The sequence below is a fragment of the Pseudomonas antarctica genome, from assembly GCF_900624995.1.
Taxonomy (GTDB): domain Bacteria; phylum Pseudomonadota; class Gammaproteobacteria; order Pseudomonadales; family Pseudomonadaceae; genus Aquipseudomonas; species Aquipseudomonas antarctica.
The window spans coordinates 1-21,120 of the sequence record NZ_UYXQ01000069.1 but is presented as its reverse complement, the minus strand read 5'-3'; the positions used below and the strand labels follow the sequence as shown (position 1 = coordinate 21,120).

General features: G+C 58.0%; 33 protein-coding genes. 20 read left to right on the top strand and 13 right to left on the bottom strand.

Annotated elements, in window-relative coordinates:
* The 12 genes from E0F99_RS21910 to E0F99_RS21855 form a co-directional block, all read right to left on the bottom strand.
* Nucleotides 1–753 (bottom strand): phage portal protein family protein (locus E0F99_RS21910; RefSeq protein ID WP_130908923.1); only part of this gene is annotated, 753 nt, incomplete at its 3' end.
* Nucleotides 750–2,369 (bottom strand): hypothetical protein, encoded by a 1,620-nt coding sequence (locus E0F99_RS21905; protein ID WP_083359082.1) that lies wholly within the window; start codon nt 2,367–2,369, stop codon nt 750–752. The genes E0F99_RS21910 and E0F99_RS21905, both read right to left, overlap by 4 nt.
* Nucleotides 2,366–2,914 carry a phage protein Gp27 family protein gene (locus E0F99_RS21900; protein WP_083359081.1) on the bottom strand — a complete coding sequence of 183 codons (549 nt, stop codon included), beginning with the start codon at nt 2,912–2,914 and terminating at the stop codon, nt 2,366–2,368. The genes E0F99_RS21905 and E0F99_RS21900 overlap by 4 nt, the downstream gene beginning before the upstream one ends.
* 3 nt (nt 2,915–2,917) lie before the next feature.
* Nucleotides 2,918–3,211: a VpaChn25_0724 family phage protein gene (locus tag E0F99_RS21895; protein ID WP_083359080.1), complete on the bottom strand. Its 294-nt coding sequence runs from the start codon at nt 3,209–3,211 to the stop codon at nt 2,918–2,920.
* Nucleotides 3,208–3,513 (bottom strand): DUF2730 domain-containing protein, encoded by a 306-nt coding sequence (locus E0F99_RS21890; RefSeq protein WP_083359079.1) that lies wholly within the window; start codon nt 3,511–3,513, stop codon nt 3,208–3,210. The genes E0F99_RS21895 and E0F99_RS21890 overlap by 4 nt, the downstream gene beginning before the upstream one ends.
* Entirely contained in the window at nt 3,503–3,727 is a 225-nt protein-coding gene (locus tag E0F99_RS21885) for a TraR/DksA C4-type zinc finger protein (RefSeq protein WP_083359078.1), read from the bottom strand. Before E0F99_RS21885 ends, E0F99_RS21890 begins: the two co-directional genes overlap by 11 nt.
* A 6-nt stretch (nt 3,728–3,733) precedes the next feature.
* A complete protein-coding gene (locus E0F99_RS21880) occupies nt 3,734–4,348 on the bottom strand; it encodes a hypothetical protein (RefSeq protein ID WP_083359077.1) in 615 nt (204 codons plus the stop codon).
* Nucleotides 4,349–4,645: 297 nt separating this feature from the next.
* Nucleotides 4,646–4,861: a DUF7940 domain-containing protein gene (locus E0F99_RS21875; RefSeq protein ID WP_083359076.1), complete on the bottom strand. Its 216-nt coding sequence runs from the start codon at nt 4,859–4,861 to the stop codon at nt 4,646–4,648.
* Entirely contained in the window at nt 4,858–5,358 is a 501-nt protein-coding gene (locus E0F99_RS21870) for a structural protein (RefSeq protein ID WP_083359075.1), read from the bottom strand. Before E0F99_RS21870 ends, E0F99_RS21875 begins: the two co-directional genes overlap by 4 nt.
* Before the next feature lie 143 nt (nt 5,359–5,501).
* On the bottom strand, nt 5,502–6,320 hold the full coding sequence (locus E0F99_RS21865; protein WP_083359074.1) for a hypothetical protein: 819 nt from the start codon (nt 6,318–6,320) through the stop codon (nt 5,502–5,504).
* A gap of 79 nt (nt 6,321–6,399) precedes the next feature.
* The gene (locus E0F99_RS21860) at nt 6,400–6,861 is read right to left on the bottom strand and encodes a hypothetical protein (protein WP_130908922.1); all 462 of its coding nucleotides are present in this window, start codon (nt 6,859–6,861) and stop codon (nt 6,400–6,402) included.
* 41 nt (nt 6,862–6,902) lie between these two features.
* A complete protein-coding gene (locus E0F99_RS21855) occupies nt 6,903–7,349 on the bottom strand; it encodes a helix-turn-helix domain-containing protein (RefSeq protein ID WP_269457872.1) in 447 nt (148 codons plus the stop codon).
* A 108-nt stretch (nt 7,350–7,457) separates the two neighbouring features.
* Between E0F99_RS21855 and E0F99_RS21850 the strand changes: the two genes are divergently transcribed.
* Nucleotides 7,458–7,697, top strand: coding sequence for a DNA-binding protein (locus tag E0F99_RS21850; protein WP_083359072.1), 240 nt, complete (start codon nt 7,458–7,460; stop codon nt 7,695–7,697).
* Nucleotides 7,698–7,742: 45 nt separating this feature from the next.
* Here E0F99_RS21850 and E0F99_RS21845 read toward each other — a convergent pair whose 3' ends face one another.
* Nucleotides 7,743–8,003, bottom strand: coding sequence for a hypothetical protein (locus tag E0F99_RS21845; protein ID WP_083359071.1), 261 nt, complete (start codon nt 8,001–8,003; stop codon nt 7,743–7,745).
* A gap of 111 nt (nt 8,004–8,114) precedes the next feature.
* Here E0F99_RS21845 and E0F99_RS21840 point away from each other — a divergent pair, with 111 nt between their 5' ends.
* From E0F99_RS21840 to E0F99_RS21755, 19 genes are all read left to right on the top strand, one after another.
* Entirely contained in the window at nt 8,115–8,594 is a 480-nt protein-coding gene (locus E0F99_RS21840; RefSeq protein ID WP_083359070.1) for a hypothetical protein, read from the top strand.
* Complete coding sequence (locus E0F99_RS21835) at nt 8,591–8,893, top strand: helix-turn-helix domain-containing protein (RefSeq protein ID WP_083359069.1); 303 nt, start codon at nt 8,591–8,593, stop codon at nt 8,891–8,893. The genes E0F99_RS21840 and E0F99_RS21835 overlap by 4 nt, the downstream gene beginning before the upstream one ends.
* Before the next feature lie 10 nt (nt 8,894–8,903).
* Entirely contained in the window at nt 8,904–9,833 is a 930-nt protein-coding gene (locus E0F99_RS21830) for a hypothetical protein (RefSeq protein WP_083359068.1), read from the top strand.
* Nucleotides 9,834–9,836: 3 nt separating this feature from the next.
* On the top strand, nt 9,837–11,612 hold the full coding sequence (locus E0F99_RS21825) for a DDE-type integrase/transposase/recombinase (protein ID WP_083359067.1): 1,776 nt from the start codon (nt 9,837–9,839) through the stop codon (nt 11,610–11,612).
* A complete protein-coding gene (locus E0F99_RS21820) occupies nt 11,612–12,793 on the top strand; it encodes an ExeA family protein (RefSeq protein WP_083359066.1) in 1,182 nt (393 codons plus the stop codon). The genes E0F99_RS21825 and E0F99_RS21820 overlap by 1 nt, the downstream gene beginning before the upstream one ends.
* Before the next feature lies 1 nt (nt 12,794).
* A complete protein-coding gene (locus E0F99_RS21815; RefSeq protein ID WP_130908921.1) occupies nt 12,795–13,112 on the top strand; it encodes a hypothetical protein in 318 nt (105 codons plus the stop codon).
* Nucleotides 13,109–13,324 (top strand): hypothetical protein, encoded by a 216-nt coding sequence (locus tag E0F99_RS21810; RefSeq protein WP_083359064.1) that lies wholly within the window; start codon nt 13,109–13,111, stop codon nt 13,322–13,324. Before E0F99_RS21815 ends, E0F99_RS21810 begins: the two co-directional genes overlap by 4 nt.
* Nucleotides 13,315–13,569, top strand: coding sequence for a hypothetical protein (locus E0F99_RS21805; RefSeq protein WP_083359063.1), 255 nt, complete (start codon nt 13,315–13,317; stop codon nt 13,567–13,569). Before E0F99_RS21810 ends, E0F99_RS21805 begins: the two co-directional genes overlap by 10 nt.
* Complete coding sequence (locus E0F99_RS21800; protein ID WP_083359062.1) at nt 13,562–13,786, top strand: hypothetical protein; 225 nt, start codon at nt 13,562–13,564, stop codon at nt 13,784–13,786. The genes E0F99_RS21805 and E0F99_RS21800 overlap by 8 nt, the downstream gene beginning before the upstream one ends.
* Nucleotides 13,783–14,007, top strand: coding sequence for a hypothetical protein (locus E0F99_RS30070; protein WP_083359061.1), 225 nt, complete (start codon nt 13,783–13,785; stop codon nt 14,005–14,007). The genes E0F99_RS21800 and E0F99_RS30070 overlap by 4 nt, the downstream gene beginning before the upstream one ends.
* Nucleotides 14,000–14,626: a DUF3164 family protein gene (locus tag E0F99_RS21795; protein WP_408003402.1), complete on the top strand. Its 627-nt coding sequence runs from the start codon at nt 14,000–14,002 to the stop codon at nt 14,624–14,626. The genes E0F99_RS30070 and E0F99_RS21795 overlap by 8 nt, the downstream gene beginning before the upstream one ends.
* Nucleotide 14,627: 1 nt before the next feature.
* On the top strand, nt 14,628–15,317 hold the full coding sequence (locus E0F99_RS21790) for a DUF2786 domain-containing protein (RefSeq protein ID WP_083359059.1): 690 nt from the start codon (nt 14,628–14,630) through the stop codon (nt 15,315–15,317).
* Between the two features lies 1 nt (nt 15,318).
* Nucleotides 15,319–15,876 carry a hypothetical protein gene (locus tag E0F99_RS21785; RefSeq protein ID WP_083359058.1) on the top strand — a complete coding sequence of 186 codons (558 nt, stop codon included), beginning with the start codon at nt 15,319–15,321 and terminating at the stop codon, nt 15,874–15,876.
* Nucleotides 15,873–16,301, top strand: a complete 429-nt coding sequence (locus E0F99_RS21780) for a gp16 family protein (RefSeq protein ID WP_083359057.1) — start codon at nt 15,873–15,875, stop codon at nt 16,299–16,301. Before E0F99_RS21785 ends, E0F99_RS21780 begins: the two co-directional genes overlap by 4 nt.
* On the top strand, nt 16,298–16,663 hold the full coding sequence (locus E0F99_RS21775) for a Mor transcription activator family protein (protein ID WP_083359056.1): 366 nt from the start codon (nt 16,298–16,300) through the stop codon (nt 16,661–16,663). Before E0F99_RS21780 ends, E0F99_RS21775 begins: the two co-directional genes overlap by 4 nt.
* Before the next feature lie 161 nt (nt 16,664–16,824).
* A complete protein-coding gene (locus E0F99_RS21770; protein ID WP_083359055.1) occupies nt 16,825–17,736 on the top strand; it encodes an aspartate-alanine antiporter-like transporter in 912 nt (303 codons plus the stop codon).
* A 305-nt stretch (nt 17,737–18,041) separates the two neighbouring features.
* Nucleotides 18,042–18,554, top strand: a complete 513-nt coding sequence (locus tag E0F99_RS21765) for a peroxiredoxin family protein (RefSeq protein ID WP_083359054.1) — start codon at nt 18,042–18,044, stop codon at nt 18,552–18,554.
* Between the two features lie 40 nt (nt 18,555–18,594).
* On the top strand, nt 18,595–19,821 hold the full coding sequence (locus E0F99_RS21760; RefSeq protein WP_083359053.1) for a DesA family fatty acid desaturase: 1,227 nt from the start codon (nt 18,595–18,597) through the stop codon (nt 19,819–19,821).
* Between the two features lie 144 nt (nt 19,822–19,965).
* Nucleotides 19,966–21,120 (top strand): DUF2254 domain-containing protein (locus E0F99_RS21755; RefSeq protein ID WP_130908920.1); only part of this gene is annotated, 1,155 nt, incomplete at its 3' end.

Genomic DNA, 21,120 nt, shown 5'->3' with positions numbered 1-21,120 from the left:
GACCATGGCCTCTAGGCTGTCGAGCAGCAGATCGGTTTCCTCATTGGTCGCGCCACGTGGATGTTTACCGATCACCCATGGGCTGCCGTATTTCTCGGTGAACTGCACCCAGAACTTCAAGCCGCCCTTCATGAACACGGCAGGCCAAAAGCACATGGACAGGTCGGGGAAGCCGTAAGGGTTCGCGTAAGTCGCATCCTGGCGGGCCACGACGAAGCGCATCGGGTCGCACAGCTCGCCGTCCTGGCCAGCCTCTTTGGAGCGAAAGCGCAGCGCGTTGTCCTGATCGTAGAAAAACCACTCGGCCGGTTTGCCCAGCACATCCTCTGGCACGGTGAACAAACCGACTGGCTGCCACATCAACTCGACAGGCTGGTACCCGAACAGCGGCGCATCGAGCAGCTCGCGAATGATCCGGTCCAGATCCAGGTCGGTGAGCCAGTCACGGATGAAACGGTCGACCTTGGTCGGCGCATTGGCACGTTTCAGGTCGCGCTCCAAGGCCAGCACAGCAGACTTACGTCGACGGACGTTACCGCCGACCAGGGCGGCGCTACGCAGGTCGCGATACACGGTGATGTCTTTGCCCTGGGCCTTGAGGATCGGGTCAGGGTTCGGCAGGTTGACGCCGCCCATGCTGCCCGCATCGATGCGACCGCGTGTGGCGATGTGATTGGTGAGACTGGACGACCGCTTCGCTTCGGAGAAGCGTACAAACTCGGTGGGGCTGACCCACACACCTTGGTTTTTCATGCGTACCCCTGGGTAATTTTCCGGCCCTGACGGGGGCTGCGAGATTTGACGCTCACCGGCCCGGAGGTCACTTCAAGCGTGGCGAAGTTGGCGAGCGAACCAGCACCTGCAAAGTCGCCGTGGCGGTACAAGTCAGGGTCTTTAAGGTCTTGCGAGCGGGCTTTGACGATCATAGGAATGCCGTCCACGGTTTCGATGGAGCGTATGTCCTGGTGCAGTGAGTCGTCCTTGGGCATCGTTATCGTGGCGTCTTCGAACAGCTGCACGAATTTCGGCATCCATGCGCCGTACCAGGCCCGACTGATCTTCACCTGGTGAATTCGGTTACGGCCAAATTCATCAGCGGTATCTTCGGCGAGGGTTTCGCCACTGCCGGTGGCATCCAGTGCGGCACCCACGAACTGGGGAAGACGCCGCAAAATGTAGAACAGGATCTGCTGCTGCTGGCGGGTCGGCACCTTGTGCATCTCGACTACGAAAGGCACGTCGCGGTGGCGTGCGTGATCTACCGACATTGGGCAGATGATCGAAAAGTCACGGTGGCGGGCATAGTCCATGCCCAGAAAATGGCGCAGCGAGCCATTCAGCGTTGTGATCAAAGGAGCCAGATAGCGCTCAATCCAGTCGTCAACGTAGGCTTCGCGACGATAAACAGGCTGCAGCGTGAAGTCGTCATCGAGCGCCAGCCGCAGCACGGTGCGGTCAGGACGCATGGCTTCCTCGATCCAGACACCAGGGATACAGACGCCATTGCCATCACGCGGGATCGCGTCAAGCTCCTCACGCATTTGCGCCTTGCGCGGCCCGTAGGCATTGCGGATTTTCTTGTACCAGGCTTCTTTGCCTTCCGGCGTTGGAGCCTCACCCGTCATGAAGCAGACGCGCTCATACAGCCCATTGGCAACGGCATCGTCGAACGTCGCCCGATAGACCTTGGCAGTGTCGCCGTAGCGGTTGTCACGGATGTCATTGGCCATCTGATTGAAGGCGTTGGACTTGCCGTTGTGGGTGCTGATGATGACGATACAGCCGCCCCAGATCAGCAATGCGGTCGCGGCGTCGAGCACGGCGGACACATCTCGGTGAAAGGCCGCTTCATCGATAATGACCTTGCCCTGCAAGCCGCGCAGGCTGGCTGGGTTACTGGACAAGGCGACGATCTTGAAGCCTGAGGCGAAGCGAATCCGGTAGGCGTTGATCTGGCGCGTGCTACCGCTGATGTCCTGATCTTCGAAGAGAAACTCCTCGATCGCACTGACCCCGGACGCCTGAGCCTCGGCCATCACCCGGCTGAACTTGGCGCAATAGCCAATGAACTCAAGACCCTTTTCCTTGGTGTCGCCGATGTAAAAGCCATCCATACCCCCGGCGCTTTTCTGCGATGCGGCGGTGATGACCGTGTCGAGGGCTTCGGCGAAGGTGATGCCGGTGCGTCGGCCTTTCTCGCACAGCTTGATCTGCGCCCGGATACCCAGCCACTCGGCTTGGTGAGCCATCAGAACACCGTCACCCAGCGGGTCGTACCCTTCGGGAATGAGCCGAACGCTTTCTGGCAGCTCGTCCCATTCGATGACGCGCAAAGTGCTGGAGGACGGCTTGATTACTGAGGCGCTCATCGAACCCCCAGAAACTTCTGACGCCAGAACAGTGCCTGCTCTTCGGTCATGCCCTTGGCCTTGACCGTGTTGTCCAGCTCGGCGGCTTGCTCCTGGAGGATCCGCTCACGAGTTGCTTTCTCGATGGTCTGGCGCTCCTTGACGCTCATAGTCCGCGCTTCCATGGTGGCCTTGGCGGCACGCGCCAGGGCCGTCACTTCGGCGATGGTCACGTCATCCTTCTCATGCGCGCCCATGGCCGCCTGATAGGTCAGCGTCGAGATCGCCTCGACCAGCAGCACGCCGGTCTTGTCCGAAGCGTCCTCACCAAAGGCGCCCACGAACGCCTCCGCCATTTCGCGCTGCTGGCGCGCCTTCTGCGTCAGCTCCTCGAACCCCTGCCTGAAACGTCCCAGGGCGCTCCGGCTCGGGGCTTTTTCATTGGGAAAGCGGGCCCGAATATCATCGAGCATGTCATCCAGGGTGAGGCGGTCTTCGCGCAGCAGCTTCTGGATGTAGCTCTTGACCATTGGCTGCAGGCGATCGATTGAGGACTTGCCAGCCATGGGTCAGGCCCCCGGCCGTTTGATGCCTGGAACGCGGGCACGCCCTGCAGCAATGTCCTGGCCGCGCTCAGTCAGGGTTGCCACGACCACCGGACCCACATCGGAAAGCGTCAGTGCTCCCTGTTCGGCCAACCAGTGCAGCTCGGTCTTGACCTGGTCACGACTGAGCGTGTGACCGTAGTCGTCCAGGGCCATGGTCAAGACGGAGCTGTTAGCCCGATAGGCCGTCATTTCGACCAGCAGGCGCAGTACTACCAGACGGATGTCATGGCGAAGAAACTCGGAATAGGCTGTCATTTTTTATCTCGCAGCAGGTAATCGTTAATCCGGTCCAGCGATCGGGACAAAGGGGCCAGAGCATCCTTGACCCCCGTCAGTTCGGATCGCATGGCTTTCATGTCGCCGAGTAGATCGGTCACTGCCGAATGGTCTGGCAAGTGCCGAACGTGCTCCTCAAGAGCGATGATGCGGGTGCGCAAGACCATCATTTCCTGAGCACTGGCGGCCTGGCGGTTGGTGAACCAGGTGTAAACCCCCAGCACGGCCATAACGACCCACTGAACGGTCTTGAGGCTGAAGCTGGCTTCGTCAAAGTTCATCACATGCCTCACTCAACAGTTGCAGGGTGCAAACGCATTCAGCGCAATGCTCGGTGCCAGGCTCTGCCTGACGCCGATCCTCCGGGATCGCATCGCCGCATTCCTCGCAACGATACCCGGAGCTGCCCGATCGGTGCTGCAGCGCATTGCGCCGGACGTGCTGTATCGCCTCAGCTTCGTCGGTGTCATCCGTGACAGGTTCTACAAAATCCATGCAGGGTCAGTCCTTTTGCAGGTCGAGCAGCGAGTTGAGTTGAGCCAGGTTGTCTCGGGCCCAGCGCCCGTAGTCCTGGGCATGAGCAAGAATGTCTGCGGGGGTAACGCCACTTTCCAGTAATTCGGTGTCAGTGCCGGGGGTGGCGCTGGCCGCTTTTGCAGGAGCACTGGTAGCGGTAGTCGAACTGGCGGCGGGCACACCAAGGGCGGCGTTGTAGTCGCGCAGCCAGCCAGCAGTGAACACGCAATGAGGGATAGGCTGAGGAGCCGCCTCCACTGATGTTTTGTATTGAGTGGTGACATGGGGGATTCGCTCCTGCAGCTGCTTCACGTCGTCGGCGTGCATGCCGAATTGTTGGAATAGGGATTCCTCGGCAGCCTGGGCGCGAGTGACCTGGCGCAACAGATCGCTCTGGGTTTGAGTTGCAGCCTGCAGGGCGGCCTGCGCGTACTTGGTTTCCAGCTGACTGAACTTAGCTGCGCCTTCCGCTTCCGCTTTTTTGTAGCCGTCAGTCCACCTCGATTGGCCGTACAGGTTCACAAGCACCACGACGACAATGACCAGGGCAATCTTCCAACGCTCCAGCAACCATTTCAAAGCGGCTTCAAGGGCGACCATGGCTGTCTCCCTGCCAGAATCGAGCCTTCCGTGCGCGGCGCTTGGCACCCGCTGTCCCGGTTTTGGCGAGACGGTATTGAGGGATTGGTGAGTGGTGTCCCCATGGCCCCGGCGCGGCAATACCAGGTGAGGCAAATGGCCTTCCGGCACTGGCAAGCGGGCAGACCTCTCGGCAAGGGGCAGGCGGGCAGACCTCTCGGCAAGGGGCAGGAATGACGAGCGCGACGCATGACCGTGCCAGCTCGACACACGACCGCGCCAGCATCCCTAAAGCGACTCCCATCAAGAGTATGCGCATTAAGCGAACCACTGATCTGGGCCTTGCTTGACCAGGCGCACGACGAAAAGCAGCAAAGCCAGGAGGCTGTTGGCAGTCGCGTATGCATCGGGCGAAAGCTGGGCCTGCCACATGGGCAGCAGCGTTACCTGGGAGAAGCCGAAGAAGGCGATCAGCACCCCCAGCTGGACGCTGTACAGGCGATAGCAGCGCTTCCACTCAGGGATGAGTTTCATGCTGGAGCACCCGCCTGCCGACCGTGCTGCGCGCCCCGAACAATCCCCGCTAGCTGCAGGCCATCGGAGATGATTGGGTAGCCATACCACAGCCCCTCAGGTAACGGACCTGGGCCATTTTCATGACGGATGATCGCCACAACCAGGTCGCGCATCGTTTCGAAGTTGTACACATCGACGACGGCATCGTCGGGGCCGATCCCCAGCACGCGGGAAACGGTGGCCACATAGGCCTTGGTATCGTTTTCGTTAGGCGGAGCCCAGCGTTCGATGATCTCGCGAACAGTGTCGATCTGACTGCCGTCACCAGCGCGCCGCTTGTCCTGGTACGTGATAAGAACGCGGGCGAGCGCCCGAATACCCCAGCGCGGGCCATTGAATTGCACGAACGCAGAATCAGTCTGGACCTCGGCCTGACCCTGCCAGCGCACGCCTTGGGCGTGACGGATATTTCCGGGGTTGAAGTTGCGGATACCACGGGGGTTCTGGGGTCGCATACACGTCTCCTGCCGGGCACCCGTCGTGATTGCGGATGCCAGAAATACACACGCCGCCATGATCGGCGGCGCGGTGCAGGAGAGCTTTTAATCGTGTTTAAAGAGATTGCCAGGAGCAGTTGCTCTATGGAATAGAGAACAGATCAGGCTTTACAGTGCGACGGTTTCGGTAGCGCAAACACTTCTTTCGTTTCTGGATTCACGTCAAACACAGTTAAGCATTCTCGGCCGCCCCCTAGCTTTTCCCTAAGCTCTGCATCGCTCGCAGCTTCAGCCTTAGCAGATGCCACGGGATCAGCCGCTAGTAAGCAGTCAGCACGGTTCACCTGATAGCTATCAAACGCACTTTTTATTGACCCCGGTATTCTCTCGACGCCACCATTTTGAACCGAAGACAATTGGTTGCTCCACCAGCTGCGCGAATCAATACCAGCGGCAAAACACCTTCCAAGCGGCTCGAAAATAGAGCTACCAAACTTGCTTTCTCCGACCTTAACTAGTGCCGAAATATATTTGCTGTGAGCGCTGATGGCGGCCAGCTCTCCGCTTTGAAGTATAGAAACCCCATCTTTCATCGCTTTGTTGAGTGCATTCATTTGCTTATTGGCCTGCGCCAGAGACTCTGGGCTTGCCTTCGTGAGCTGCTCTGCATGAGCGGACTCAGGCTTTGAAACAGGAGCCTGAGACACTTTTTCTTGCTGTGCGGCGGTGATGATCGTGCGGTCAACCAAATCAGGCTGCGCTTGATCTTCGAGCGTTACCTCAGACCGCGCTGGCATGATGATGATCGCTACGGCAAAGACGATGAGCGCGACGAGATGCCCGCCCCCCAAAAGCTTCCATCGTCCAGGAACTACACCAGTTTTTTTGTTCCTGAATATCTGCGGCCTCAGAAGGCCGACATATGCCAGTAGCAAGAACAAACAGCCCAGTAACGCCAAAATCACTGCTGCAATACGCATGTCAATTCCTTTTTAGCCCATGAGTTCGGGGCAGTGAGGTTGATGTATGAATGATGGTTTGTACTACTAGGCCGGTTTGTCATCGGACGGCTTGCAATATCATAAAAGCGATGAAGCCTGCCAATGCTGAGAACCCCGCAACCCACCCTTGATACTCCGCAGGGAAGTATATTTTTAAAGAAAAACCTCCAAAAGCTATTGCTATGCTTGCCACACAAACGACGAGCAGTCGCAGCTCATTTCGCTTTTTCCTAAGCGCATCTTGCTCTTCTGCTTCAATCTGATCGTGGCGGTGATGGTCGTAATCACAGTGCATGCATAACTGCGTAAAACGCCACGTTGGTTTTTCACACTGCGGGCATACACGCTCACGATTACTTCCCTCTGGCGGAAGTTCTTTGCCCGGCTTTACTTCAAAGGTCTGACTACCAAGGTTGACGTTGTTATGGCTGCCCTTGATTTTTATTCTGATCTCATGATCCTTGCCATCACGGGGCAGGCTTTCAATTTCTTCCGCTACTCGCTCTGAGAGTTTTTGCACCAACTCATCGTCCCCACTCCGCATAACACTCCCGTTTTACATCAGCGGTTCACTACCAATTTAAGAATACGATCTACACGTGACTCATCAAAGTCCCGATCCTCGATAAGTGCGTTGTATACCTCGGCGGATATGGTCGCGAGCTTCTGTGCGGGCCAGCGCTTCCGTGCTTTCAGCGCAACCTCTTCTAGCATGCCGCAGATCCGCTCAAGCCTTGCCACGTCGATATGCGGCTGCCGCCCTGAAACCGCCGCCACACCAGCAGCTAATGGTGATGCGATCGGCTCTCCAGTAACCACGTAAAGAATATCCAGCCCCAGCTTTCCCCAAGCGGCCAACGCAGCAGCGTCAGGAGATCTTTCGCCTGTCTCGTAGCCGAAAAGCGTCTTTCTGCTAACCCCCGCAGCGCTCGCAAAATCCGTTTGATTCATTCCCAAACCTTCGCGCTGCTCACGCAGACGCACCCCGATGGGTATAAAACAACCCATAAACCACCTTGACTATGGGTAGAAAACTACCCAATATGACTAAACACCAATCAGCGCCGCACCAACGACTAACTGATTAGCAATCACAGCGCCCATAGGAACCCACCCATGAACGTCCCTTATCCGCCACCAAAAAACAAACCCTATACCGCAGACCGCGTTCGAGAGCTTTTCAATGCTGCGGGCGTATCAATTTCAAGCTGGGCCGAGGCAAACGGCTATACCCGGCACCAGGTGTACTGCGTCATCGGCGGCCAATACAAAGGCAATCGCGGCAAATGTCACGAAGTCGCCTTGAAGCTGGGCATGAAGCTTTCTGTCGAACAACTCGCGGCAATTGCAGCATGAACGGCACCTTACCCTACGAGTTCGGTTTCGACATGCACCGGTCCGTCACTGGTCACGGTTACGTTTTCCCGTCTTCACGTACCGAAAGTCAGCAAGCAATTGATCAGCCACTTCCTCAAGCGTCTGCACAACCGTTGCTCGATTCGGCACCTCAAGACGAAGCCGCTCACCAGCAATCCGAAGATCTGCCTGTAGCTTTTGCTCATCAAGCAAGCCGTTACGTTGAAGCGTTCCGGCCAGAATCATCACGCTGCGGGCAATGCCCTCAATGCGGCCAGCCAATTCATCAAATTCCTGCGTGGTCATTGTCATGACTCCGTTTGTCAATTTACCCCTAAACATTGCATCCAGTGCAAGCACTTTGCATAGGCGCAAACACGGACTTTGTTTGGAAGAGCTGTTTTTGGAGGCGTTCCAATGAGCAAACGTCGCTGGAAATTGATTCGTCCGACCTCTTTGCGCAACGCCATGGAGCTCTGCAAGGAGTACGCACGGGAAGTGCACAACAAGGGCATGCAACGTATCTCCGACGAGATGGGCGTCACTGATCACTGGACGGTTTACAAGTGGCTGCAAACGGCGCGCATGCCAGCCTGCATGATCCGCCCCTACGAACAGGCTTGCGGCTGCGACTACATCACCCGCTGGATCGCTGCCAGCGCTGGTCGCCTCACTATCGAAATCCCGTCGGGCCGCAAATGCGCAGCCGAAGACATGCAGGCTCTGCAAGAGCTGCTGAACACCGCAGCCGGAAAGCTGATGGCGTTCTACGCAAAAAACAGCGAAGCCGACGAGACCCTCTCAGCCATTCAGTCAGCAATGGAATCGCTGGCTTGGCACCGAGGCAACGTAAGCCAGAGCAGCAACCCACAGCTCGACTTTGGAGAGCAACCATGAGCGCAACGATCTCAGCGTCAGCGCGTGTTCTACGGGTTCTGAAGGCCTTAAAAGGCCACACCGTCACAGGGCTCAGCAACACGGAGCTTGCAAAGCTGACTGGCGACAGCCCGAGCAATATTACCCGCGCCATGCAAACCCTTATTGAAGAAGGGCTCGCGATGAAGCTCGACAACGGACGGTTTGCACACTCGGTTGGAATGCTACAGATCGCCCAGGCTCACGCCGAGCACATGGCGCGACTGCAAGGCCGGATGCAGGAAATTAACCAGCGCATTGCTGCTGGCTCGACGAACTAAGGGGAACACCATGGCGCGTACAAAACTGGAAGTTACACCTGAAATAGAACTTCCCGCACTGGACGGCGAAGCGCTTGCTGCAAATCAGAATTTGATGGCGACGGTGCTGGGCTCACACAGCGAGGAGCGAGACCTGGTGAATCAACTGCTCGGCCAGGCACAAATGGCTGAGTCATTCGCCAAATTTTCGCTGACGGTCAGCACTTCTAAACTGGCGTTCGTCAAAGAAAACAAGCTTTACCGAGGCCTAAGCGGGAAAAAAACCGCTGACGGTCAGCAGTTTTCGGGGACTTGGGACGAGTTCTGTTCGCTCCTAGGGCGATCCCGCCAGCAGGTCGATGAAGACATTGCCAACCTTAGATCGCTTGGCGAAGAAGCACTTGAATCCATGTCCCGCATGGGCATCGGCTACCGCGAAATGCGCCAGTATCGCCGCCTGCCGGAAGATCACCAGGCAGCACTGATCGAGGTTGCGAAAACCGGCGACAAGGAGGCGTTCATTGATCTGGCCGAGGAGATCATCGCCAAGCACGCCAAGGAAAAAGAAGCGCTGACCCTGCGCCTCGACGAAGTGAACGCGGACTACGACGCCCAGGGCGAAGTTATGGCGGCGAAAACCATGGAACTGGATAAAACCAAGATCGAGCTGGAGAAAGTCCGGGGCCACATTCAGAAGCTGGCCCCGAACGAAGTCACCGAGATGATTCGGCAGGAAGCGGGCAGACAAGCCTTTGCCGTCGAATCCAGCATCCTTGGCGAGCTACGTGAAGCCCTCACAGAGCTTTCGAAGCATGCCGAAGAAACCGGTGAAGACCAGCGCACATTCCAGGCTGGCTTGCTTCAGAACCTTGAGCTGACCCTCGCCGCCGTCCGCAGCGAGTTCTATCTGACCGACGCCCTAGTTAGTACACCCGTCTGGCTAAACACGGCCGAGGCTTAATCCATGACGCCGGTACAAATCCAGCTCTTGGCTCGAATTGCCCAACAGGCAGCCAATGCCCCGCATGGCCAGCGCACTGCGATCTACAAGGCAGGCGCAGTCGAGCTGGGCGTATCGATCCAGACCTTACAGCGCAAGTTGAAGGACACCTCCATGACCAAGCCACGCAAGCGCCGAAGCGATTCAGGCTGCAGCGCGCTGCCTCTGAACGAAGCGCAACTGATCTCGGCGGTTCTTCTGGAGTCGATCCGGGCCAACAACAAACAATTGTCGACTGTCGAGCGCGCAGTTGAGCGCCTGCGCAGCAACAACATGATCATCGCCGGGCGTCTGGACGAAAAAACAGGCGTATTCACAGAGCTTTCAACCGGCGCGATCACTCGCGCATTGCGCACTTATAAGTTGCATCCGGAACAGCTGCTGCACGACGCACCCTCGGTATCACTCGCCAGCAAGCATCCCAACCACGTCTGGCAGGTCGATGCATCCATTTCTACCCAGTATTACTTGGCAGATGATGGCGCACGGGCAATGAACCCTGCCGAGTTTTATGACGGCAAGCCCGCCAACCTGAAGAAGATCGAGCGCCAGCGTCTTTGGCGCTATGTCATCACCGACCACACCAGCGGCACGCTTTACCTGGAGTATGTGCTGGGCGCCGAATCTTCGGAAAACCTGTGCAACGTCTTGATCAATGCTATGCAAAAACGGCATGAGTCGGACCCGTTCCACGGTGTGCCCTGGATGCTGATGACCGACCCAGGCGCAGCGATGACAAGCGGCATTTTTCGCAACCTATGCCGCGCCATGTCCATCGAGCTGATCATCAATCAGGTAGGCAACGCCCGCGCCAAGGGTCAGGTTGAGCAGGCTCACAACCTGGTGGAGCGGGAATTCGAAAGCGCTTTGAAATTCCAGGCGGCCACCAGCCTGGAGCAGGTCAACGAGTGGGCAGGTGAGTGGATGCGTTATTACAACGCCACTGCTATCCACACCCGCACTCAGCGTACTCGATACGGCGTCTGGCAACTGATCAAGGCTGACCAGTTGCGCCTGGCACCGAGCGTAGCTGTCTGCCGCGAACTGGCGGTCAGCACCCCTGAGGAGCGCACGGTCACCACCATGCTGCGCATCTCGTTCCGTGGCGCTCAGTTCGATGTCAGCAACGTGCCAGGCGTGATGGTCGGCGAAAAAGTGTTGGTGACGCGTAACTGCTGGCGGGACAAGGACGCCGCCTTGGTACTGCGGATCGGCGAGGACGGCCGTGAGCGCTATCACGTCATCGAGCGTCTCGACGTGGACCAGTTTGGGTTTTCCGAGGCTTCCGCTTTGATTGGCGAAAGCTTCAAAAGCCACGCTCAGACTCCTGCTCAGCTATCGCGCAAGGTGCTTGAACAACTCGCCACCGGCACAACCAACGAGGAGGACGCGAAGGCTGCACGCAAGGCCAAGACCCTACCGTTTGGCGGCATGATCGATCCGCACAAGCATGTCACCGACACCGTTCTTCCTGCCTACATGCCGCGCCGTGGCACTTCGTTGAGCGTGAACGTGCCCACCGTTGACCATGCGCCACTCACGCATGTGGAGGCAGCCAAGCTTCTTCGCGCCCGATTGGGTTCTACGTGGTCAGGCGAAACCTTCTCCTGGCTGCAGAAACGATTCCCTGAAGGCGTGCCGCCTGAACAGCTCGACGCCATTGAGGCTGAGCTGAACCGACCAGCAGAGGTGATGCGTCAGCCGCTCAGCCTGGTGCGCTCTGCTGCTGGAGGCGAGTGATGTTGAAGCTAAAGCAAGTACTGAAAGGGCTTGGCCGACCTCAGTCGGCTCTGGCTGAGTCGCTGAAACTCAGCGCAGCCACCATCGCCCAGCTGATCAACCACGGTCAATGGCCTCGCAGCTTGGACAGTGCGGACTTGCAAGGGCGCATTCGAGCGTTCCTGGTCGAGTCAGGGGCCAACGATTCTGACATCGCCAACGCATTTGAAAAAGTGGACCCGCCGTACGTCAACACGGCAGGTCCGGCCCTAAATGAAGAGCCGTCCGGGGAGGACGAACCCATGCTACTACCAAAACAAACACTCAAGGCATCGACCCGCAAGGTATTTGGGATGTTCCGCGACCCCTTTGACGAGCTTCAGAGCGCCAAAGACATGTGGGTCAGCCCTGATATTCGCTATGTCCGCGAGGCCATGTACCAGGTCGCTCGGCATGGCGGCTTCTTGGCCATCGAAGGCGAATCAGGTGCGGGGAAAAGCACATTGCGCCGCGACCTGATCAACCGCATTCAGGAAAACAACGACCCGATAATCATCATTGAACCTTATGTGCTCGCGTCCGAAGACAATGACACCAAGGGTAAATCACTGAAGAGCACTCACATCGCTGAGTCAATGATGGCAGCAGTAGCGCCACTGGAAAGAGCGAAAAGCAGCCCGGAGGCGCGCTTCGCCCAGTTGCACCGCGTCCTGAAAGAGTCCCACGCCGCTGGTTATCGCCACTGCCTAGTCATCGAGGAGGCGCACAGCCTTCCGATCCCGACGCTCAAGCATCTCAAGCGCATCCTGGAGCTGGAGATCGGTTTTACCAAACTGGTCAGCATCATCATGATCGGCCAGCCGGAGCTGGGCGTAAAACTGAGCGAGCGCAACGCTGACGTGCGTGAAGTCGTGCAGCGCTGCGAGCGCGTGACATTGCCCGCGATCGAGGGCGGTCGTCTCGACGAGTTCCTGCGGTTCCGTTTTGAACGCGCAGGTAAAGACCTGCGCGAAATCATCGACGAAAGCGGCATCCAAGCCGTTGCTGCTCGACTGTCACAGACCGGGCGACGTGGGGGCCGCGATGAGTCGATCTCGCTTCTGCACCCGCTGGCCATCGGCAACTTGGTGATTGCCGCGATGAACCTTGCGGCCGAGCTGGGTGTGCCCGTCGTTAACGCCGACATCGTGAAGGGGGTCTGACATGACACATCTTTCCTTGGTGCCAGCCCGACCCAAGCCACGATTGAGCCTCTTGGCTCCCGAGTTTCAGCCCCTGCTTTCGACATTTAATGACCTGACCCGCGACATCCGCAACGCTGGTGTCGCGATCCAGGGGCTTCGCTTTCTCGACAACCGCATCGTGGTATCGATTGACGATATCGACGTCATTGCACGTCGCTTTGCGCACGAAATTCGCAGCCAGAGCAGCAAGACGCAGGATGGCGAGACGCGTCACTCGGTGAAGATTCGCGGGATCTACGTCACTTGGTTTTCCCTGGTGAAGGAGCAAGACCGGTGAGTGCCGATTATCAAACGTTCGTGGTGAAAAACCCGAAGTCCGTCGAACTGCAAACCCCGATCCATGGTGGCCAGGTGGTTGCCTGGGCTGATGGGCACGCACTGACCGCCATGGGCGAGCTCGAAGACTTCATTCGCAGCCTGTCCTATGGCGACATCGAAAACCCCGAACAGGCTGCGGTTGAGCTGATGGAGCGCATGAAATGGGCATAAGCACTCGGCAAGTCACCGACCAATACCTCCTGCTGCAGGGGCGTCAGTTCGCGCTCGACCTCGTCGAGTCTTTTGGGCAGCAACTTTACAGCCCTAAGGGGCTCTCGGACGCCGTCAAGCGTCTCGATGCCGCAGCAGCGAACAAGCCAGAGAGCTACGCACTGGGCATCAACAACATCGTCGATGTGCTCAACAACACCATTCGGGGCTTGCCCCAGCCATCACTGGTGAAAAGTCATGACTAAGACCAATTGGATCTTATTCGCCGCGTTTGTGGCCATGGTCGTGATCCAGGGGATTACCGCAGATCAGCGTGACCGCGCCAAAAGCGATGGTCGCGTTCTGGCCGGGCTCTACAACGGCGTACTGATCGGTCGGGGATGTGAGCCGAACTGGTCAACAGAGGACGCCTTATCGGACGAGATATCCAACCTAGCAAGCCCTCCGGGGATCCGCCCATGAAGGCCAATCAGTGCGGAACCATGGCAGAGCAGAAGCGCTTCACTCAAGGCTGGCTCACCGCGACCCAGCGACCCCAGTGCGGCAACTGCAAAAACGGCGAGCAGAAATTCAATAACCCCGACTCTGCGTTTGAGTCAGTTATTTACCGCTGCACCTTGGGCGATTTTGCCACCGGCAAGACCGCTATTTGCAATCAGTATGAGGTTAAACCCCGTGATTAACTCCCAGCAAACATCAGTACCGGCTGGCTTCTGGCAAGACGCCCAAGGCCGTATGGTTCCAGAAAGCCTGATCAAGCCGATTGATATCGAGCGTGACCGGCTGGTTCGCCAGCTGGTGGGCTCAGCCAACAAACTCAGTGGCGAGCTGGCCAACCTCAAAGCCGCCGCGTTCGGAGATATCGAGGCCTTTATCGAGCTTAGCGCTGAACAGTACGGCATTACACTTGGTGGAAAGAAGGGCAATGTCACCCTTTATAGCTTCGATGGTCGCTTCAAGATCCAGCGTTCGGTGCAGGAGTCGATTGCTTTCGACGAAAGGCTGCAGGCGGCACGCGCCTTGATCGACGAATGCCTGCGTGACTGGACGCAGGGAGCGCGTCCAGAGGTGGCCACACTCGCCAACGACGCATTCCGCACCGACTCCCAGGGCGAAATCCGCACCGCCCGCGTGCTTGCGCTGCGCCGCTTGGATATCAAGGACGAACGCTGGCAGCGGGCAATGCAGGCGATCGGCGAAGCGTGCCAGGTGGTCGGCTCGAAGTCCTATATCCGCGTGTACGAGCGGATCGGCGACTCGGACCAGTACCGTGCCATCAGCCTTGATATTGCGGGGGTGTGACATGGAAGAGAACCGCATTCTCGACAAGATCAAAAAGTGCTTGGCGATGGCCAAGTCCAAAACCAGCAACCCCCATGAGGCTGAGACTGCGCTGCGCCAAGCACGCCTGCTGATGGAGAGATACAACCTGGAGCAAGGTGATGTTCTAGCCAGCATGGCGTGCGAGGTTTCAATACTCGCGGGATCTGAAGGTCCGCCGCCTGCATGGCGGGTTCGACTGGTGCAGGTCGCCACGCTGGCCTTCGGCACCAAGGTGATCGTTACCACCGGCAGGTTCAGAGCCGCACGTTTTCTCCTGATCGGCTGCTCAGCTGCACCCGAGTTGACCGGTTACGCATATCAAGTGCTGGCCCGCCAGCTGCAAAAGGCGCGACGCGAGTACCTGGATACTCAGAAGCGCTGCAAGCGATCCACGAAAGTGGCTCGCGGCGATGCATTTGCGAACGCCTGGATCGATGCGGTGCTGATAAAAATCGATGAGTTTGCCGGTGTTGAAGACAATATCGCGGAGGCAATCGAGGCGTTTGTGAAGAAAAACCACCCAGAGCTGGAGAGCTTCGAAGTCAAGCGTCGAAAACTCAAGTCACGCGATGAGGTTGCCGCAGATGCTGGCTATCAAGCCGGTCAGTCTGCCCAGTTGCACCAGGCGGTGAATCACCGGCCTCGTGCCCGCCTGACTGCAGGAGTCTGAGATGCGCGTTCAATGCCCTTGCTGCGGCGAACAGTTCCCACTGGAAGCCGGGTTTCTCGATGACGAGGGTAAGCGTCTGGCTGCTCAGTTTGCCGATATCGAGCCGCGCCTGGGTCGAGCGATCCTTGGCTACTTGCGTTTGTTCAGCCCGGCTAAGCGTGGGCTGCGCACCACTCGGGCCATCAAGCTGGTTGAGGAGCTGATGACCGCCATCAACGCTGGGACGGTTACTCGCGATGCCAGGACCGCCGAGGCGAAACCGGCCAGTCCGGCTATGTGGACGGCTGGGATTGATCAAATGCTTGCCCAGCGGGAGCGGCTTAGCTTGCCGCTGGACAATCACCATTACTTGCGGGCCGTGGTGTTCGGCATTGCCAATGATCCTGCGCTTGCCGCCAAGGTGCATCAGTCGGACCCCAAGAAGGTCAGATCACGCATGACCGCGCAGCAGCTGCACCAGGAGCAAATTGGCAGGATCAACAGTGACGTGTTGCTGGGGATCCTGAGTAAAGAGGACGGTGAGGGCCGCATCGCAGCATTACTGGGAGCAGAAGCATGAAGACGGACGAACGCTTGAAGCTGATCAAGCTTATCCACGTGGCGCGACGTGAGCTGGGCATGGATCGCGACACATACGGCCTCATGCTCAAAAGCATGAAGGGATTGGGCGGCGCGACATCCACGGCCGATCTGAGCGTTCCAAACCTTAGGTTGGTTTTGGAACAGCTCAAATTGAAAGGCTTCAAGGTTCGTCCAAACAAAAAACCAGCGCGCACCTTGGCAGCTGACCCGCAAGCACAAAAGATCCGGTCGCTTTGGCTGGAGCTACACGAGATGGGTGTTGTTCGAGATCCGTCTGAAGCCGCATTGGCGAAGTATGTGATGACCATGGCCAAGGTGCAGGCACTGCAATGGCTGACAGTCCCGCAGGCGAGCCATGTAATTGAAACCTTGAAACAGTGGATGGGGAGAGTCCAGCAATGAGCACGATCCGAGCTAGTGACCTTTTGAGTGAGTCAGTCGCGCCGATTGCGAAGGTAATCCAGCAGACGCTGGGGGTTAACGCGGAGTTGGCAGAAGCAACGAGCATTGAGATTACGATGCTCTTCGCTCACCTCTGGGGCGGCCAGGTGGTCTACGTCCCCAAAGGCGTTTGCATCCAGGCATCTAAGCTGCATCAGAAGATCTTCGATGACTGGACTGGTCGCAACCACCACGAAGTGGCAACAAAGCACGGTGTGTCGGTCCAGCATGTTTACGCAGTAGTGAAGCGGATGCGCCTGGCAATTATTGCCAGAGACCAGCACGATCTATTCGCGCCGCCAGAGGAGGAAGAGCTGCCCTAGACCAGTAGGATTTGCACCCCGGCCAGCAGCATCTGGTCGGGCTCCCCAGAATTGCACCCCGCGCAACGTTATTGCAGCACCCATCCCACTCGCAACCACTATCTCTCGCTTTATCCCGCAATTATCTTAGTTTCCCCTGTAGATTTATCTCAGTCCTAAACATGATCGGCGATCTTATGCTGACAAAGGATGACATCATCACGGTGCGCGGTGATGTCCATGACCTGATTCATACAGATGGGGGGCTAATTGGTCCGGAGTCCGACGTGTCTTTGGCGCGCAGGATCCCGTTGGTGGTTGCCGACATCCATGTCGGTAAACACAAGCACGCCGGTAAAAGCCTTGCCGAACTGGGTCAGGTTATGCCTGGCGGCGTCACCGTCCAGGCCCTATTTCGTGCCGGCAACGAACTACCACTTGGACCCAAAATCGAGGTGCAGTTTAGCGACGTTTTACGCCTGACCGGCCCAGATGCGGCTATTAAGGTGATGGCCAAACAGTTGGGTGGTCAAGCCATCTTAGCGACGATGAAGTCTGAGGTCCTGTATCTTGCGCTTGCCATGCTGGCAGGTTACTTGGTGGGGATCGTCACAGTAACAATCTCGGGGATCCCTTTCTCTCTGGGAACATCGGCTGGGGTCATCATGGCTGGGGTGGGTGTCAGCTATTTCCGTAGCCGTAACCCTAATTTCGGCGGTCCCGTAAACGAAGGGGCGCGAAGTTTTCTGCAGGACTTCGGCCTGAATGCCTTTGTGGCTGTCCTTTCCGCAAACGTAGGGCCCAAGGTCATTTCCGCCCTGAGTGGGGATACGCTCCTGTGGCTTGCGCTGATAGGTGTCGCGGGAGCTCTTATACCGCCGCTCGTCGCCTTCTATGTCGGAATTAAGGTATTCGGCCTCAATGCAATCATTTCGGACGGCGCCTCGACAGGTGCGCGCAACAGCACGCCAAGCCTGAACGCAATCATGGAGGAATCGCAAAGTTCGGTCGCAGCTATTCCTTATCCCGTGAGCTATGCACTGACAACCGTCCTCGCCTTGATCGGCGGCTATTTCTCAATGATTTTGACATGATCGGCTCAAACTCATCTCCTCCCTCATTCACCCGGTGGCAGCAGGAAGGCCGGATCAGTTGACCATGACAGGCTCTGCTCTGCGCATGCCCGAAAAACGCTCTCGCAGACGAGTTGACGATCCAATTGGGCTGACGGTCGACGCCGATACGTCTGTTCGTTACCGCACAGACACAGTGGCGCCAGACGCATATATTTGTATTTGCTTACCTTGGGACAGCCTCCATCGAAACAGGCACCTTGTTGCGTAGGCAGCGGTTTTATACGGCGCTACGATCTACGGCTCGCTTAAAAAGGGAATGCTCTATGAGAACATCCATCACGCTCACACTTGCCCTGCTGTGGCCCGTCACCGCCTGGTCTCAACTCTCCAATAGCCCTATCCCTGACTTCACTGCCACTGCGCTCACTGGGGAAACAGTCAGCGCCGCCCAGTTGATCGGCCAGCCAACGATTCTGATCGTCACGCCGAGCACGGACGCCGCAAAGAGCACCCGCTTGTGGGCCGAAGCCCTGCGCAAGAACATCGACCAGACTCAGGTACGTATCAGGGACGTGCTCGCTATCGACCTGCCGTTCTTTATGAGCGAGGAAGATGCGATCGGCCGGGCCAGGGAAAAAATCCCGGTGCGCTACCACGACCAAACCTGGATCTTGAGCGAGTCGAGCCTTGAGGTCGCTTTGAACATCCCGCGCGACAGCGCCAAGGCATTCGTGTTCGTGCTCGACGCAAAGGGTGCTGTCATCGCGCGCGTCGAGGGCGAACCGGACGACGGGAAAATCATCGAGGTGGAAAAAGCGGTGCACTCGACCCAGTAGTACGGCCCCGCATACGATCTTGATGACATGGAGGACTCCCATGGATACGACTGAACGTCTGACCACACTGTACGACGGTCTATTCGACTGGCTCACGCACGGGCTTTGGGGGTTCAGCGGCTGGCAGATCGTCATCTATACCCTTGTGACAACGCACATCACGATCGCCGCGGTCACGATCTTTCTGCACCGCAGCCAGGCCCATCGTTCAGTCAAACTGCAACCTGTGGTTTCACATTTTTTCAGGTGCTGGCTCTGGCTCACGACCGGCATCGTCACACGTGAATGGGTGGCGGTGCATAGAAAGCACCACGCTGCCTGCGAAACGCCTGAAGATCCGCACAGCCCTCAGACTCGCGGGATCTCGGAGGTGCTGCTGCGCGGTAGCGAGCTGTATGCGGCAGCCGCTAAGGCCCCCCATTTGCTCGACCAGTACGGAGCCGGCACGCCCAACGACTGGATCGAGCGAAAGCTCTATACGCCCCATAGTTTATGCGGCGTCGGTTTGATGTTAATCATCGATCTGCTTGCATTTGGAGCGATAGGCGTCACCGTTTGGGCTGTGCAGATGCTCTGGATCCCGATCAGCGCCGCCGGCATCGTCAATGGCATCGGCCACTGGTGGGGGTATCGCAATTTCGAGCTCGCTGACGCAAGCCGCAATATCGTGCCCTGGGGAATCCTGATCGGCGGCGAAGAGTTGCACAACAACCATCACACCTATCCGACTTCGGCAAAACTGTCGGTACGCCGCTATGAGTTCGACCTCGGCTGGGCCTACATCCGCGCCCTCGAAATGCTCGGGTTGGCCACTGTGCGCCGCGGTCAGCCGCAGTTGCGGTTAGGCTCAGAGCGGCCCGTGGCGGATGCGAACATGCTGAACGCGATCATTGCGAACCGCTACGAGCTCATGGCGCATTATGCACGGCGTATACACCGCGCGGCACTTATCGAATGGGTGCGGTTGCGTGCCCAAGGGCACTCAGTCGAGCTTGCGAATCTGCGCCACGCTCGGCGCTGGCTGCACCGGGACGTGCGCCACATGCCGAGCGCCCAGCAGCGGCAGGTGTCAAGCGCGATTCAGCAAAGCCAGGTACTCACCGAGCTGATCACGATGCGTGAACTCCTGCGACCGCTGTGGACGCCATCGGGCGAAACCGGTGAGCAACTTGTAGCTCACCTGCAGGCTTGGCTAAAGAAAGCCGAGGCAAGCGGTAGCGACACGCTGCAGGAGTTCTCGGCGATGCTGCGGGCGGTCCGCACCTGAGATGCCACGCCCTGAACGCAAGACCTGGACCGATGTAGCAGGACGAACAGCCAGCGTCGGTTCGAAAACTTAAACGGCAAAGCAGGCTCATCCAGTGCTGGTTTGGGTGCGGGGTCCGAGGCTGACGAGTTGAAGTGAGGCGTCGTGCAAACATGGCTGCAGAAGTACTGGTATCGACTTAGATCCAGTTTATGGTTCGTGCCAGCGACCATGACCAGCCTGGCCGTGGCACTGGCCTTGTGCGCTGTTGCTCTCGACAGGACGCTGACCAACGACTGGCTGCAGCTATTGGGCTTGAGTTATTCGGGAGGGGCCGAAGGTGCAAGCCTGCTTCTAGGCACTGTGGCGGGGTCGATGATCGCCATCGCCGGGACTGTATTCTCGATGACATTGGTGGCACTGTCGCTTGCCTCGTCCCAGTTGGGCCCGCGCCTACTGCGAAACTTCATGCGCGATACCGCCAACCAGGTGGTACTGGGCACGTTTGTGGCCACGTTTTTGTACTGCCTGATCGTGCTGCGCACCATCCGGCGTGCCGACGAAGTTGCATTCGTGCCTCATCTTTCCATCAGCATCGGCGTGTTGCTGGCCATTGTCAGCGTTGGTGTGCTGATTTACTTCATCCACCACATCTCAGTCTCGATACAGGCGGACCAAGTCGTGGCGCGGGTTGGCCAGGAGCTCAATGACGGTATCGACAGGTTGTTTCCCGGTGGCCTTGGCAACCTTGGACCTGAAGCCTCCAGCGTGCCAAACGAGGTCTACCTGTCAGCCGAGTTCGCACGCGATGCATATACTGTGGCTGCCCCTCAAGACGGCTATCTCCAGATGATCGATGCTGACGCGCTGATGGCGTTGGCCAGCAAAGAAGATCTGTTGCTTCGGCTGGAGCGCCGTCCAGGGCACTACCTCGCCAAGGGCCGGGCGATGGTTATGGTGTGGCCCAAGGATCGTGTCACCAAAGCCCTTGCGGGTAAATTGAACGCCGCGTTCGTATTGGGGAACCAGCGCAGTGCCGTCCAGGATGTGGAGTTTTCTCTCCAGCAGTTGGTCGAGATCGCCTTGCGGGCGTTGTCACCGGGTATCAACGACCCATTTACGGCGATCGCTTGCGTGGATCGGTTGGAATCGGCCCTGTGCAGCCTCGCCCGACGCGAGATGCCATGCCCTTATCGTTTCGACGGGCGCGGGCAGCTGCGGCTGGTAGCCCAGGGGGCCGCTTTTGCCGGCATCGTAGATACCGCCTTCAACCAGATCAGGCAAAGCGCTCGTTCAAACCCGGCCGTGGCAATCCGCATG